Below are 13,889 nucleotides of genomic sequence, written 5' to 3'. Positions count from 1 at the left end.
TCCTCGTACTGGATGTACTTGGGCTTTCGGCCGGTGCGGCGAGAGTGCGTGCCGGGAGTCGCGACGGGGCGAACGTTGCCTGTCGCGGCACTAGGCGCCGGTGGCGCCGGGGACGTCGACGCGGGTCCGACCGGCCCGACTGCGAGTACCGGCCCGACTGCGGGCACCGGCTCGGCCGTTGCTCTCGGGGCGGCCGGGCCACGGCCCGAAGTGGTGCTGACCTGGGCGGCGGTGGCGGGCTGAGTGTGTAGGGTGCATCCGGAGACAATGCGAGGGTAGGCTAACCTAACCTCGTGTTGGTCGACAGTCCTCCTGAACAGCGCGCGGAGACCGCTCCCGCGCCCCCGAACCGCCGGGCGATACGGACCCTTGGGCTCCTCGTCTCGGTGGGTGTCCTGCTGCTCGTCGCGGTGGCGAGCATCGCGATCGGGGCGAAAGCGCTGCCCTTGGACCAGGTGTGGCACGGCCTGTTCCACGACTCGGGGACGTACTCCGACGTCGTGGTCGGTGACCGGATCTCCCGCACCGTCCTCGGACTGCTGGTCGGCGCCGCGCTCGGGCTGTCCGGCGCCGTCCTTCAGGCGCTCACCCGCAATCCGCTGGCCGATCCCGGTCTGCTCGGCATCAACGCGGGCGCGTCCGCCGCGGTCGTCACCGCGATCACCTACTTCGGTGTCACCTCGCTGAGCGGCTACGTCTGGTTCGCCTTCGTCGGAGCGGCTGCGGTCGGCGCGCTGGTCTGGTTCCTGGGCGGCAGCCGGGGTGCGACGCCGGTGCGGCTCGCGCTGGCCGGAACCGCCATCAGCGCCGCGCTGTACGGCTATCTGCAGGCCGTGATGATCATGGATAACGCGGCGCTGGGCAAGATGCGCTTCTGGACGGTCGGTTCGCTCGCCTCGGCGACCGACTCGACGATCGAACAGGTGGCCCCCTTCCTCGCCGTCGGCACCCTTCTCGCGCTGGCGCTCGCCCGGCCCCTGAACGCCGTGGCCATGGGCGACGACACCGCCCGCGCGCTCGGCGCCAACCTGAATCGCACCCGAGCGCTGTCCATGGCCGCCGCGACCGTGCTGTGCGGGGCCGCGACCGCCGCCTGCGGACCGATCGTGTTCGTCGGGCTGATGGTCCCGCACGTGGTCCGGTCCTTCACCGGTCCCGACCTGCGGTGGATCCTCCCGTACGCCACCGTCCTGTCGCCCGTGCTGCTGCTCGGCGCCGATGTTCTCGGGCGCATGATCGCCCGGCCGGCGGAGCTTCAGGTCGGCATCGTCACCGCGATCCTCGGCGGTCCGGTCTTCATCTTTCTCGTACGGCGACGGAGGACGGCGCAGCTGTGACGACCCCACGTATCCGAAGTGTCCGCGCGCCACGTGGCCGGACCCTTCCCACGCGCCGCCTGCGGGCCGTCCGCACGGGTGGCGGACTGTCCGTCCGCCTCGACGTCCGGACGTTCGTCGTGGTCGTGCTGCTGCTGGTGGCCGCGGCCACAGCGGGCGTGGTGCTCATCGGCACCGGCGACTTCCCGATCCCGGCCGGCGACGTGCTCAAGACCCTGGCCGGCAACGGCAGCGCGAGCCAGGAGTTCATCGTCAACGACCTGCGGCTGCCCCGTGTTCTCGTCGGGCTGCTCGTGGGGGCCTCGCTCGGACTGGGCGGAGCGCTCTTCCAGTCCATCTCCCGCAATCCGCTGGGCAGCCCGGACGTGCTCGGGCTCGGACAGGGTTCCACGGCCGGCGCCCTCATCATGATCGTGCTGTTCTCGGGCAGCGCGACCGAGGTCGCCCTCGGCGCGCTCGTCGGCGGACTCGTGACCGGGCTCGCCATCTATCTGCTCGCGTGGAAGCGGGGAGTGCACGGCTATCGGCTGGTCCTGGTCGGCATCGGTGTCTCCGCGATCGTCACGGCGGTCAACGGCTATCTGCTCACCAAGGCCGACATCGTCGACGCGACCCGCGCCGTCGTCTGGATGACCGGCTCCCTCAACGGCCGCGACTGGGCGCAGGTCTGGCCGCTGCTCATCATGTGCGCCGTCCTCGTCCCGCTCGTCCTCGGCAACGCGCGCGGACTGCGGATGATGGAGATGGGCGACGACGTGTCGTACGCCCTCGGTGTGCGCGTCGAGCGGACCCGGCTGCTGCTGATGGTGGCCGCCGTCCTGCTCACCGCCGGTGCCACGGCCGCCGCGGGACCGGTCGGTTTCGTGGCGCTCACCTCGCCGCAGCTGGCCCGGCGGCTCACCCGGTCGCCCGGGCCGAACCTGGTGCCGTCGATGTGCATGGGCGCGACCCTGCTCGTCGTCGCGGACTGGGCCTCGCAGCGGGCCTTCGGCGCCGACCAGCTGCCCGTCGGCGTCGTGACCGGAGTCCTCGGCGGCGTCTATCTGCTGTGGCTGCTGGTCACCGAGCGCAAGGCGGGCCGGATATGAGCGGCCCGGCGAACCCGGCCGTGAGCGGCGCGAAGAACGCGGCGCGTGCGAACGACCAGGCGTACGAGAACATCCAGAGGAGCACTGTGAACCGCCTGTCCGCCGACAACGTCACCCTCGGCTACGACCAGCGCGTCATCGCGGAAAAGCTGTCGGTGGAGATTCCCGACAACTCCTTCACGGTGATCGTCGGTCCGAACGCCTGCGGCAAGTCCACGCTGCTGCGCGCCCTCTCACGCATGCTGAAGCCCTCCGAGGGGCGCGTGCTGCTCGACGGACAGGCCATCCAGTCGATGCCCGCGAAGAAGGTGGCGCGCACCCTCGGGCTGCTGCCGCAGTCGTCGATCGCGCCGGACGGGATCACGGTCGGCGACCTGGTCGGCCGGGGCCGTTACCCGCACCAGGGCCTGCTGCGCCAGTGGTCGGCGGAGGACGAGCGGGTGGTCCAGGAGTCGATGGCCTCGACCGGTGTCGCCGACCTGGCCGATCGCTATGTCGACGAATTGTCGGGCGGTCAGCGCCAGCGGGTGTGGATCGCGATGGCGCTCGCGCAGCAGACCCCGCTGCTCCTCCTGGACGAGCCGACGACCTACCTCGACATCCAGCACCAGATCGACGTCCTCGACCTGTGTGCCGAGCTGCACGAGACGCGGGGCCGCACCCTGGTCGCCGTGCTGCACGATCTCAACCACGCGGCCCGCTACGCCACCCATCTGATCGCCCTGCGCGGCGGCGAGGTCATCGCCGAGGGCGCGCCGAACGACATCGTCACGGCCGCTCTGGTCGAGGAGGTCTTCGGGCTGCGCTGCCAGGTCATCGACGACCCGGAGACGGGGACACCGCTCGTGGTGCCCGCGGCACGCAGGGCACGGGTCCGCGCCGTCGCGGCCGCTACAGAAGGGTCCTGAGCCGGAACAGGTCGCGCAGGCTCGCCTCCAGCTTCACCCGGCCCGAGCCCCAGGCCTTCGCGAAGTTCAGTTCGCCGTTCACCATCGACACCAGGTCGTCGCCCTTCATGGTGAGACGGATCTGGGCCTTGTCGGGGGGCGGGCCCTGGAGCGTGTCGAGCACCTCGATCCGGCCGTCCTTGAGGCGGCCCACGAAGGTGGTGTCCAGGTCGGTGATACGGCAGCTCAGCGAGCGGTCCAGGGCCGCAGCAGTGCGTACGTCCCTCTCGGCGCTCGCCATGTTGTCCGAAAGCTTGTCGAGTGCGGTGCGGCACTCCTCAATCGTCGCCATCGTGATCGACGGTACCGCAGCCCTTCGCGGTAGCGTCGGGGCATGAGCGACTCAGTTCCCGAGGGAGAGGTCCCGCGGGCCGTGCCGGCGGCGGAACCCGGCGTGCCCGCCGAAGCGGGACCGGAACCCGCGTACGACCCCGCGGCACCGGCCCCGCTGAACGTCCCGCGGGTCCCCACGGGCAACGCCGACGTCGACGCCCGGCTCGACCGGCTGGCCGACGCCGACCACCTCGCCACGGACGGACACGTCGAGGTGTACGAGGATGTGCACCGGGGGCTGCGCGACGAGCTCACCGCGCTGGACGTCCGCCAGGGACCTCCGGCTCCGGCCCTTCCCCGGCCTCCGCTGGGTGGTGCCCCCCATCCGACAGCCGGCCCTCAATGAGATCCTTCGGGGCAACCCGGAGATCCTCCGGGGGCACCGCCTTCCATCGCCGTACGACCGCAGGAGCTGAACCGAACGTGGCAGGAGTGGCACGCCGCCGCCTCGACGCCGAGCTGGTCCGCCGGAAGCTCGCCCGATCGCGCGAGCACGCCGGACAGCTGATCGCCGCGGGCAGGGTCAGCGTGGGCAAGACCCTCGCGACCAAGCCCGCCACGCAGGTCGAGACCGCCGCGGCGATCGTGGTCAGCAAGGACGACAGCGACCCCGACTACGTCTCGCGCGGTGGACACAAGCTCGCCGGAGCCCTCGCCGCCTTCGTGCCCGAGGGGCTGAAGGTCGAGGGGCGGCGGGCGCTGGACGCCGGCGCGTCCACCGGCGGCTTCACCGACGTCCTGCTGCGCGCGGGCGTCTCCCACGTCGTCGCCGTCGACGTCGGTTACGGACAACTCGCCTGGTCTCTTCAGAGCGATGAACGCGTCACCGTCAAGGACCGTACGAACGTACGCGAGTTGACGTTGGAGGCGATCGATGGGGAGCCCGTGGACCTTGTTGTCGGGGATCTGTCCTTCATCCCGCTCGGACTGGTGCTGCCCGCCCTTGTGCGGTGCGCGGCGCCGGATGCCGATCTGGTGATGATGGTCAAGCCACAGTTCGAGGTGGGGAAGGACCGGCTGGGCAGCGGCGGTGTCGTGCGCAGCCCGGAGCTGCGTGCCGAGGCCGTGCGCGGCGTGGCGGAGCGAGCCCGCGAGCTGGGGCTCGGAGTGAAGGGCGTGACCGCAAGTCCGTTGCCCGGACCCTCGGGCAATGTCGAGTACTTTCTGTGGCTGCGTGCCGGGGCACCCGAACTCGACCCGGCCGACGTTGACCGTGCAGTGGCGGAGGGGCCGCGTTGACACAGACCCGAGCTCGTACTGTTTTTCTGCTGGCCCACACCGGGCGGCCGGCAGCCATCCGCAGCGCCGAGCTGGTTGTCCAGGGGCTGCTGCGCTCAGGGATCGGCGTACGGGTCCTCGCGGCCGAGGCGGCCGATCTGCCTCTGTCGGACGAGGTGGAGCTGGTCCAGGAGGCGACTCCGCAGTGCCTCGACGGCTGCGAGCTCCTCATCGTCCTGGGCGGTGACGGCACGCTGCTGCGCGGCGCCGAGTTCGCCCGGGCCTCCGGGGTGCCGATGCTCGGCGTCAACCTCGGACGGGTCGGCTTCCTCGCCGAGGCCGAGCGCGATGACCTGGACAAGGTCGTCGACCGGGTCGTCACCAAGGCGTACGAGGTCGAGGAACGCATGACCGTCGATGTGGTCGTGCACCGCAACGGCGACATCGTGCACACCGACTGGGCGCTGAACGAGGCGGCCGTGCAGAAGATGTCCGCCGAGAAGCTTCTCGAAGTGGTGCTGGAGATCGACGGTCGGCCCGTCACCGGGTTCGGCTGCGATGGGATCGTCTGCGCGACCCCGACCGGGTCGACGGCGTACGCCTTCTCCGCGGGCGGGCCCGTGGTCTGGCCCGAGGTCGAGGCGCTGCTGATGGTGCCGATCAGCGCGCACGCCCTGTTCGCCAAGCCGCTGGTCACCTCACCGGACTCGGTGCTCGCCGTCGAGGTGCTGCCGCACGTTCCGCCGGGCGTGCTGTGGTGCGACGGGCGGCGGTCAGTCGAGCTGCCGCCCGGCGCGCGGGTCGAGGTGCGGCGCGGGGCCGTGCCCGTGCGGCTGGCCCGGCTGCACCACGCGTCCTTCACCGACCGGCTCGTGGCCAAGTTCGCGCTGCCGGTCTCCGGGTGGCGCGGGGCGCCGCACTAGTCGTGCGCCCGGCCCCGGGTTCCGCCCGGGTGCCGGGCCGCCCGGCGCGGGCGGTGACCGACGCGCCCGGTCACGCCTCCACGGCCGACACCTCCACGGCCCACACCTCCACGGCTCACACCTCCATGGTTCACTCCGCCACGGTGGGGCCGACCGGTCGACCTCCGCGCGCTCGGGGAGAACCGGCGAACGAAACCACCCCCGGAAGGTAACGCTCGGTTCTCTTTGCGGGGGGCGGCGTCGCACGGGGCTGGGAAAACCTCGTATGGTCGGGGGCGTGTTGGAGGAGATGCGGATACGGTCGCTCGGAGTCATCGACGACGCGGTCGTCGAGCTGTCACCCGGCTTCACCGCCGTGACCGGTGAGACCGGTGCGGGCAAGACGATGGTGGTCACCAGCCTCGGGCTGCTGCTGGGCGGGCGCGCGGACCCGGCCCTCGTACGGATCGGCGCCAAGAGCGCGGTCGTGGAGGGGCGGATCACCGTACCCGCGGGCGGGACGGCCTTCGTACGGGCGGAGGAGGCCGGCGCCGAGCTCGACGACGGCGCGCTGCTGATCAGCCGTACCGTTTCGGCGGAGGGGCGCTCACGGGCCCATCTGGGCGGGCGGTCGGTGCCGGTGGGCGTGCTCGCCGAACTCGCCGACGAGCTCGTCGCCGTGCACGGCCAGACCGACCAGCAGGGGCTGCTCAAGCTGTCCCGGCAGCGGCAGGCCCTGGACCGGTACGCGGGTGACGCGGTCGCCGTGCCGCTCGCCAAGTACGCGGGCGCCCACCGCCGGCTGCGGGCCATCTCGGCCGAGCTGGACGAGATCACCACGCGTGCCCGGGAACGGGCCCAGGAAGCCGACATGCTGCGCTTCGGACTCGACGAGGTCGCGGCGGTGGAGCCGCGCGCGGGCGAGGACGTGGAGCTGGCGGCGGAGGCGGAGCGGCTCGGCCACGCGGAGGCGCTGGCATCGGCCGCCACGGCCGCGCACGCGGCGCTGGCGGGCAATCCCGAGGACCCGGAAGGCATCGACGCGGCCACGCTCGTCGCGGGCGCTCACCGGGCGCTTGAGGCCGTACGGTCGCACGACTCGGCCCTCGCCACGCTGTCCGGGCGGATCGGGGAGATCGCCATCCTGCTCGGCGACGTGGCCGGGGAACTCGCGGGCTACGCCGACGACCTCGACGCCGACCCGCTGCGGCTGTCGGCCGTCGAGGAGCGCCGGGCCGCACTCACGCAGCTGACCCGGAAGTACGGCCAGGACATCGACGCCGTGCTCGCCTGGGCCGAGCGGAGCACCGCGCGGCTCACCGAACTCGACGGCGACGACGACCGGCTCGACGAGCTCACCGCCGAGCGGGACGCGCTGCGTGCCGAACTGGGCGGGCTCGCGCAGGCGTTGACGGACGCCCGGACGGAGGCGGCCGAGCGGTTCGCCGCCGCCGTGACCGCCGAGCTGGCCTCGCTCGCCATGCCGCACGCGCGCGTGTCCTTCGAGATCCGGCAGACCGACGACCCGGAGGGGGTGGAGGTCGGCGGACGCACGGTGGCCTACGGCCCGGCCGGTGTCGACGAGGTGGAGCTGCTGCTCGCCCCGCACCCCGGAGCGCCGCCGCGGCCCATCGCCAAGGGGGCGTCGGGCGGTGAACTCTCGCGGGTGATGCTCGCGGTGGAGGTCGTCTTCGCGGGGACGGACCCCGTGCCGACGTATCTCTTCGACGAGGTCGACGCCGGGGTCGGCGGCAAGGCCGCGGTCGAGATCGGGCGACGGCTGGCGCGGCTCGCCAGGACCGCGCAGGTCGTGGTCGTGACGCATCTGCCGCAGGTGGCCGCGTTCGCCGACCGGCAGCTGCTGGTCGAGAAGACGAACGACGGGTCGGTGACCCGGTCCGGCGTGAAGGTGCTGGAGGGCGAGGAGCGGATCCGCGAGCTGTCCCGGATGCTCGCCGGCCAGGAGGACTCCGAGACGGCCCGCGCCCACGCGGAGGAACTGCTGGCGACTGCACGCTCCGACGGTTAGCGGGGCGGTCCGCCACTCCGTGGGGCGGGCGTTGCAACACTCCGTGGGGCGGGCCTTGCACGACTCCAAGGGTCGGGCCGTCTCCCTGCTCCGGCGGGCGGGCCTTCCGCCTCTCCGGCCGGTGGGCCCTGCCCCAGTGCGGCGGGCGGCACCCCGTCGCCCTGTGGGCCGGGGCGGCCGGCTCCGTACCTTCGGGCCCCGCCCGGTCCGCGGCCCCGCTCCGACGGGGCGCGGTGCGGGGTTGGCCGTGGACGGACGAGTTCCTGCGGCCGTTCGGGCCCCCGGGGCTGGCGCAGTCCGCTTCGGTAGGGGCGCCCCGGATTGCGTGCGCGAGTCCCCTCCCGCGACCGCTCCCACTGCGAGGCGCATCCGCCTCTAGGGTGATCGCATGGTCATGCGTATGGGGCGGAGTCTCGGATTCGGTACCGCTGCCGCGGTCACGCGCGCGTGCTTCGTGGCCCTGCGCTCCGATCCACCGGGCGGCCCCGCCCCTTGGAGCCGCGTCAACTACGCCGGGCGCACCGTCGGGCTCTACCCGGGCCCCGCGACCGCCCTGGGCTCGGCGTTCGGAGCGGCACGGGTCCACCCCGCCGCCGCGGCGGCCGTCGCGGTCGCCGGTGCCTGCGGCGCGTACGACGATGCCGCCGGTGCGGATGACCCGCGCCGGGGGTTCCGGGCACACCTGGGGGCCCTGCGCGGCGGCGAAGTGACCAGCGGGGCGGTCAAGTTGTTCGGGATCGCGACGGCGGGGCTGGTGGCCGGGGCGGTGCTCAAGGAGCGACCTGTCGACAAGGTGCTCGCGGGCGTCGTGATCGCCGGTACCGCGCACTTCGTCAACCTGGTCGATGTGCGGCCGGGGCGGGCCGCCGGTGCCGTCCTCGCACTGGGCGCACCCGGATTGCTGCGCGGTGGGCGTGCGGGCCGGCTGTCCGCGGTGGCGATGGGGGCCGTCGCCGCCGTTATCGCCGACGACCTCGGCGAGCGCGCGATGATCGGTGACACGGGCGCGCACGCGCTGGGCGCGACACTGGGTACGGCCGTCGTCCTGGGCAACGGGAGGGCGGGGCTCGCCGCCCACGCGGCGGCGCTGGTGGCCGCGGCGGTCCTGGGGGAGAAGGTCAGCGAAGCGGCCAGGACGTTGGGGCGCGCCGGGGAGTGAGGGTGGCCGTGACGCGCCGGGGCCATGCGGGATGCGCCTCGCGCAGCGCGGATGCCTCATTGACGCCGGGAGGGCCGGCGCTGCGCGTGTGTCTCCTGGCCAGTGGTGTGGCTCGCCATGCGGGGGTGGTTCTTGGGGTTCGGAGCCGCTTGCGTGGAGCGGGTGGCTCCCGGGGGCCGGGGTGGCTCGCGATGTGCGGGCACCTCTTGGCTGCTGGAGTGGCTCGCGCGGGGCCGGTGACTCTTGGGTGGAGAGTGGCGCGCGGCGGGCTCGGGGCTCTTGGGGGTGGGGTGGCGCGCGATGTACGGGGGGTCAGAGGTGTGCCGGGTGGGTCCTGTTGTGGTTCGGGCCTCCCCAGAATGGCCTATTCCTCACTCGTGCGGGTGACCGTCGTCGCCGAGTTGCCCCGTCTGACGTGCCCTCGTCGCGATGGCGGTGCCGGAACGTCCGTGTGGCCTGGCATCCTTGGCGCAGTACGCGGTGCACGACGTCCGGTACACCCCCTCAGCCCGATCCTTCTGTACGTTTCTTTGCGACCGTCCGACGCCGACCCAGGAGCCCTGGCCACGTGAGTCACGTGAGCAGCCACTCACCGCACGGCCAGTCGCCGCTGCGCACCGTGCAGGTGCTCGGCGGCGGAAGCGCGGGCAGCAGCGCGCATGTGCGGTCGCTGGCCTCGGGTCTGGTCGCCCGGGGGGTACGGGTCACCGTGTGCTCTCCCTCCGAGGCGGATCGCGTGTACGGGTTCACCGGGGTGGGCGCGCACCACGTTCCCGTGCCCCGCAGCAGCGATCCCGCCTCCGTGTCCGCGCTCCGGGCGGCCTGCGCGGACGCCGATCTCGTGCACGCGCACGGGCTGCACGCGGCGCTGCGGGCGACCCTGGCCCTCAGCGGGCGGCGCGTTCCGCTCGTCGTCACCTGGCACACGCGCTCGGAGGCCGACGGTGCGCGGGCCCATGTGCTGCGACTCCTCGAGCGGCGGGTCGCCAGGGCCGCCGCCGTGGTGCTCGGGACCTCGTCCGACCTGGTGGACCGGGCCCGCAGCAGGGGAGCCCGCGACGCGCGGCTCGCCGCCGTCGCGCTTCCCGCGCCGCGCCCGCCCGTCGAGCCCGTGGAGCCCGACCGGTTCCGGCACAAGGCGCGGGCCGAACTCGGCTCGACCGACCGTCCGTTGCTCATGGCGGTCGGTTCGCTCGACCGGCACCGCGGCTACCACACCCTGCTCGACGCCGCGCGTGCGTGGTGCCGCCTCGATCCCGTGCCGCTGCTGGTCATCGCGGGGGAGGGGCCGCTGCGCGCCGTTCTCCAGCGCCGGATCGAGGACGAGGAACTGCCGGTCCGGCTCATCGGGCGGCGCGACGACATCACGGAGCTGCTCGCCGCCGCCGACCTCGCGCTGCTGCCGAGCAGATGGGAGTCCCGCTCGGTCCTGGTGCAGGAAGCCCTCCACGCGCGCGTGCCGCTCGTCGCCACCGCGGTCGGGGGCATCCCCGAAATGGTCGGCGACGCGGCCGAACTCGTCCCGTACGGGAACGCGAAGGCGCTCGCCGACGCCGTCGTACGACTGCTCGCCGACCCGGCGCGCCAGGAGACCCTGCGCGAGAAGGGTGCCTGGCAGGCCGCCACTTGGCCGACCGAGGACGAGACGGTCGCCCAAGTGCTGAGCGTCTACGACGAGTTGACCCAGCCCCGGCCGCTGGGCTGACCCGCGCACAAGCCGCCGGCTAGGAAACGTGCCTGCGCGCCCGCAGCGCCAGGCTCAACGCCAGTACCGTCTGCGGGTCGTCGAGGTCCGTGCCCAGCAACTCGCCGATCCTGGCGAGGCGGTTGTAGAGGGTCTGCCGGTTGAGATGCAGCTCGCGGGCGGTCTCCGCCTTGCGGCCCGCGTGCGCCAGGTACGTCTGCAGGGTGGGAAGCAACGGCGGCTTGGAGCGGTCGTCGTGGTCGCGGAGCGGGCCGATCGCGCGGTCCACGAAGGCGGCCAGGTCGGGGTGTTCGCGCAGCCGCCACAGCAGCAGGTCGATGTCCAGGCGGCGGGCGTCGTACCAGGGGCGGTCCGAGAGGCCCTGGGCCGCCGTCGCCGTCTCCGCCGCGTGCCGCAGGCCCGCCGACGCGGCCGCCCAGCCGCCCGCGACCCCGACCACCACCACCGGCGGCTGTGCTCCGGGCCGCTGCATGCCCGCCCGCTCCACACCGGCGCGCAGTGCCGCCGCGACGCGGTCCGCGACGGCCCCCCGTTCCGACTCCGAGCGCAGACCGAGCAGCAGCGGGACACGGCCCTCGACGGGACGTACGCCCAGCAGGACCGGAACACCCACCGACGCCAGCTCCTCGGCGACCGCGCGGGCCAGGACCGCCCAGCCGCCCCCGGGAGCGAGGCCGTCGGCGAGTCGCATCACGACCGGCAGAATCGGGCCGGTGCCGGGCTTGAAGCCGAGCACACGGGCCTGCGCGGGCGCGTCCTCGGCCTCGATACGGCCCTCGGCGAGGTCGGTGAGGAAGTCGCCGCGGCCCCGCGCGGCGAGTTCCTCCTCCTGGCGGGCCTGCATCAGTACGACGGCCAGGATGCCGGCGGCCCGCTCGGCGGCGATCCGGTGCACCGGGGCGACCGGGGCACCGACCGGCAGGAGAACCAGCCGGGCCCGTACGGAACCGGTGCCCGGGCCGCCCCCGGGCACGTCCACCAGAGTGGTCCCCGCGGGCGGCTCCTCCTTGTGCTGGCCGCGCAGCCCCTCCCAGACCTGCAGCGGGTCGGCGCCCGCGGAGCCGGCCCCGGCGGCGTACAGGAGCTGCCCGTCGGCCGTCTCCAGGAAGACCGGGTTGCCGCTGAAGTCGGCGAGAATGCGCAGGACCTGGGGGACTCCGCCGCCGCCGAGGAGGGCCTCGGTGCAGTGCCGGTGCACCTCCTCGGCCTGCTGGAGCAGCGCGTAGTGGCCGTTGACGATCTCGGTGTGGATCTCCTCCGTGACGGTCACGAAGGGCACCTCGCGGTGCAGCTGGACCAGCGGCAGACCGGTGGATCTCGCCGTCTCCACGAGCGCGGCGGGCAGCCGGGCGAAGCGTGGGCCGAGTTCCACGACGAGCGCCGCGATACCGCGCTCGGCGAGGGTGCGGACGAACGCGCGCTGTTCGGCCGGGCGGGTGCCGAGACCGTATCCCGTGGTCAGCAGCAGTTCACCGCCCTTGAGTAGCGAGGCGATGTTCGGTACCTCGCCCGCGTGCACCCAGCGCACGGTCCGGTGCAGCCGGTCGGCCCCCGCGATGATCTCCGGCAGCCCGCTGCGCAGCCCGGGCAGCTCAAGGGCCCGCCGCACGGTGATTCCGGCGCCTTGGGTGTCGTAACGGCTGTCCATGCAGCGGACGCTACCCGCGGACGGGTTCCGGAGGCATCTCCGGCCGGTGACGAGTGCCGCCGCGGGCGGCGCGTGCCGGGGAGCGCCGCGGTCAGGCGGCCGGTACCGGGGCGATGTTGTGGTTGAAGCGGAAGACGTTGTCCGGGTCGTACTCGGTCTTCACCGCGGCCAGCCGCCGGAGGTTCTCGGTGCCGAGGCCGGCCACCACGCGGTCCGCGCCCTCGTCCCCGATGAAGTTCAGATAGACCGCGCCGGTGCTCCACGGCTGGACATCGGCGCGGACTTTCCTGACCCAGTCGATGCACCGTTCGTCGTCGGCGGGGTCCTCCCAGACCCCGAAGGGGTGCACGGCCCAGGGCGCGTCCCGGTAGGGGACAGGGAAGCGGGACGGTCCGGCGGCGATCGCGCCGCCCTGGGGGAACAGCACGTGCTGGTTGCCCGTGGGGACGGGCATGGCGTCGCCGAGGGCGCAGAAGACGTCCACGAAGTCGTCGGGCGCGCCGGTCAGGTACTCCGCCGACCAGTAGTTCCGCATGCCGGGCGGGTCGTCGAGCATGCACTGGAAGTCTGCGTAGGGCAGGGCGGTGACGATCTCCACCTCGTGCGGCAGGGCCAGCAGCGGCTGGGCGACCTTGCGCAGGTCGTCCTCGCCGCCCGCGTACGCGACCAGCGCGCCGCACAGTCGCTTGCCGACCAGGTGCTCGGGTATGAACTCCTCGGGCGGGCCGGTCATATAGATGATTCCGCCGCTCACCTCAGGCGACCCGTTCTCGATGATCTCGCGGTAGATGCGGACCACGTCGGGGCCGGTGTCCGGCCGGTACAGCACCAGGGCGATCGAGAACTCGGGCAGCGGGTGGAGCTTGAGGGTCAGCGCCGTGGCGACGCCGAAGTTCCCGCCGCCGCCGTGCAGGGCCCAGAACAGCTCCGGGTTCTCCTGGTCGGTGGCACGCACCGGCGAACCGTCTGCGGTCACCAGCTCGACGCCGAGCAGATTGTCGGCGGCCAGGCCGAGGGACCGGTCCAGCCAGCCGCTGCCGCCGCCGAGGACGAAGCCGCCGACGCCGGTCGTCGAGACACGGCCGCCGGTGGTCGCGAGGCCGTACGGCTGCGTGGCCCGGTCGAGATGGCTCATCAGGGCTCCGCCCTCGACCCGTACGGTCTCGGAGCCGGGGTGGACGGTGACCGTGTGCATCCTGGTGAGGTCGATGACCAGGCCGCCGTCGTTGAGCGACATGCCGGAGACGCTGTGGCCGCCGCCGCGTACCGCGATCGGCAGATCCAGTTCACGCGCGAACCGCACGGCACGCATCACGTCGGCTTCGCCCTCGCACAGCGCGATCACGGCGGGCCGCCGGTCGATCATCGCGTTGAAGATCGTCCGGGCTTCGTCGTACCCCGGATCGTCGGGGGTGACCACGTCACCGGAGAGATCGGCGCGGAGCGCGGCAAGTGCCACGCCCGCCTTCGAAAGGGGAGCCATGGCAGCCGCCCCCTTCCATGAGGGGACAGGACTCCTTCCG

The 13,889-nt window shown here is 73.1% G+C and carries 12 protein-coding genes; 9 read left to right on the top strand and 3 right to left on the bottom strand.

The window, feature by feature from the left end; genetic code table 11:
• Window positions 1-293 precede the first annotated feature (293 nt).
• The 3 genes from ACFWBT_RS35930 to ACFWBT_RS35920 are packed head-to-tail and all read left to right on the top strand — an operon-like array spanning window position 294 to window position 3,333.
• On the top strand, window positions 294-1,337 hold the full coding sequence (locus tag ACFWBT_RS35930) for a FecCD family ABC transporter permease (RefSeq protein ID WP_385707153.1): 1,044 nt from the start codon (window positions 294-296) through the stop codon (window positions 1,335-1,337).
• Between the two features lie 11 nt (window positions 1,338-1,348).
• A complete protein-coding gene (locus ACFWBT_RS35925; protein ID WP_385707154.1) occupies window positions 1,349-2,425 on the top strand; it encodes a FecCD family ABC transporter permease in 1,077 nt (358 codons plus the stop codon).
• Window positions 2,422-3,333: an ABC transporter ATP-binding protein gene (locus ACFWBT_RS35920; RefSeq protein ID WP_385707152.1), complete on the top strand. Its 912-nt coding sequence runs from the start codon at window positions 2,422-2,424 to the stop codon at window positions 3,331-3,333. The genes ACFWBT_RS35925 and ACFWBT_RS35920 overlap by 4 nt, the downstream gene beginning before the upstream one ends.
• Here the strand turns inward: ACFWBT_RS35920 and ACFWBT_RS35915 are convergent.
• On the bottom strand, window positions 3,317-3,664 hold the full coding sequence (locus ACFWBT_RS35915) for an SCP2 sterol-binding domain-containing protein (RefSeq protein ID WP_385707151.1): 348 nt from the start codon (window positions 3,662-3,664) through the stop codon (window positions 3,317-3,319). The two genes, ACFWBT_RS35920 and ACFWBT_RS35915, sit on opposite strands and share 17 nt — an antisense overlap.
• 42 nt (window positions 3,665-3,706) lie before the next feature.
• Here ACFWBT_RS35915 and ACFWBT_RS35910 point away from each other — a divergent pair, with 42 nt between their 5' ends.
• The 6 genes from ACFWBT_RS35910 to ACFWBT_RS35885 all read left to right on the top strand — a co-directional run bounded on the left by ACFWBT_RS35910 (window position 3,707) and on the right by ACFWBT_RS35885 (window position 10,718).
• The gene (locus ACFWBT_RS35910; RefSeq protein ID WP_385707150.1) at window positions 3,707-4,051 is read left to right on the top strand and encodes a hypothetical protein; all 345 of its coding nucleotides are present in this window, start codon (window positions 3,707-3,709) and stop codon (window positions 4,049-4,051) included.
• A gap of 77 nt (window positions 4,052-4,128) precedes the next feature.
• Window positions 4,129-4,944: a TlyA family RNA methyltransferase gene (locus tag ACFWBT_RS35905; RefSeq protein ID WP_385707149.1), complete on the top strand. Its 816-nt coding sequence runs from the start codon at window positions 4,129-4,131 to the stop codon at window positions 4,942-4,944.
• Entirely contained in the window at window positions 4,941-5,846 is a 906-nt protein-coding gene (locus ACFWBT_RS35900) for an NAD kinase (protein ID WP_385707148.1), read from the top strand. Before ACFWBT_RS35905 ends, ACFWBT_RS35900 begins: the two co-directional genes overlap by 4 nt.
• Before the next feature lie 265 nt (window positions 5,847-6,111).
• On the top strand, window positions 6,112-7,854 hold the full coding sequence (gene recN / locus ACFWBT_RS35895) for a DNA repair protein RecN (protein WP_385707147.1): 1,743 nt from the start codon (window positions 6,112-6,114) through the stop codon (window positions 7,852-7,854).
• A gap of 388 nt (window positions 7,855-8,242) precedes the next feature.
• A complete protein-coding gene (locus ACFWBT_RS35890; RefSeq protein ID WP_385707146.1) occupies window positions 8,243-9,013 on the top strand; it encodes a hypothetical protein in 771 nt (256 codons plus the stop codon).
• Between the two features lie 568 nt (window positions 9,014-9,581).
• A complete protein-coding gene (locus ACFWBT_RS35885; protein ID WP_385707145.1) occupies window positions 9,582-10,718 on the top strand; it encodes a glycosyltransferase family 4 protein in 1,137 nt (378 codons plus the stop codon).
• A 19-nt stretch (window positions 10,719-10,737) separates the two neighbouring features.
• Here the strand turns inward: ACFWBT_RS35885 and ACFWBT_RS35880 are convergent, their stop codons facing one another.
• Window positions 10,738-12,366 (bottom strand): PucR family transcriptional regulator, encoded by a 1,629-nt coding sequence (locus ACFWBT_RS35880; protein WP_385707144.1) that lies wholly within the window; start codon window positions 12,364-12,366, stop codon window positions 10,738-10,740.
• A 91-nt stretch (window positions 12,367-12,457) separates the two neighbouring features.
• Window positions 12,458-13,849, bottom strand: a complete 1,392-nt coding sequence (locus tag ACFWBT_RS35875) for an FAD-binding oxidoreductase (RefSeq protein ID WP_385707143.1) — start codon at window positions 13,847-13,849, stop codon at window positions 12,458-12,460.
• Window positions 13,850-13,889: the final 40 nt, after the last annotated feature.

Source organism: Streptomyces sp. NPDC060027 (genome assembly GCF_042737005.1).
In the GTDB taxonomy this organism is placed as follows: domain Bacteria; phylum Actinomycetota; class Actinomycetes; order Streptomycetales; family Streptomycetaceae; genus Streptomyces.
The sequence above is the reverse complement of the archived record's forward strand: the minus strand, read 5'-3'. Positions and strand labels throughout refer to the sequence as shown.

What these genes read in the sequence shown, in the direction of transcription:
- ACFWBT_RS35890 (WP_385707146.1), top strand. Translation starts at nt 8,243, where the DNA reads ATGGTCATGCGTATGGGGCGGAGTCTCGGATTCGGTACCGCTGCCGCG.
- ACFWBT_RS35920 (WP_385707152.1), top strand. Translation starts at nt 2,422, where the DNA reads ATGAGCGGCCCGGCGAACCCGGCCGTGAGCGGCGCGAAGAACGCGGCG.
- ACFWBT_RS35915 (WP_385707151.1), bottom strand. Translation starts at nt 3,664, where the DNA reads ATGGCGACGATTGAGGAGTGCCGCACCGCACTCGACAAGCTTTCGGAC.
- ACFWBT_RS35910 (WP_385707150.1), top strand. Translation starts at nt 3,707, where the DNA reads ATGAGCGACTCAGTTCCCGAGGGAGAGGTCCCGCGGGCCGTGCCGGCG.
- ACFWBT_RS35875 (WP_385707143.1), bottom strand. Translation starts at nt 13,849, where the DNA reads ATGGCTCCCCTTTCGAAGGCGGGCGTGGCACTTGCCGCGCTCCGCGCC.
- recN (WP_385707147.1), top strand. Translation starts at nt 6,112, where the DNA reads ATGGTCGGGGGCGTGTTGGAGGAGATGCGGATACGGTCGCTCGGAGTC.
- ACFWBT_RS35880 (WP_385707144.1), bottom strand. Translation starts at nt 12,366, where the DNA reads ATGGACAGCCGTTACGACACCCAAGGCGCCGGAATCACCGTGCGGCGG.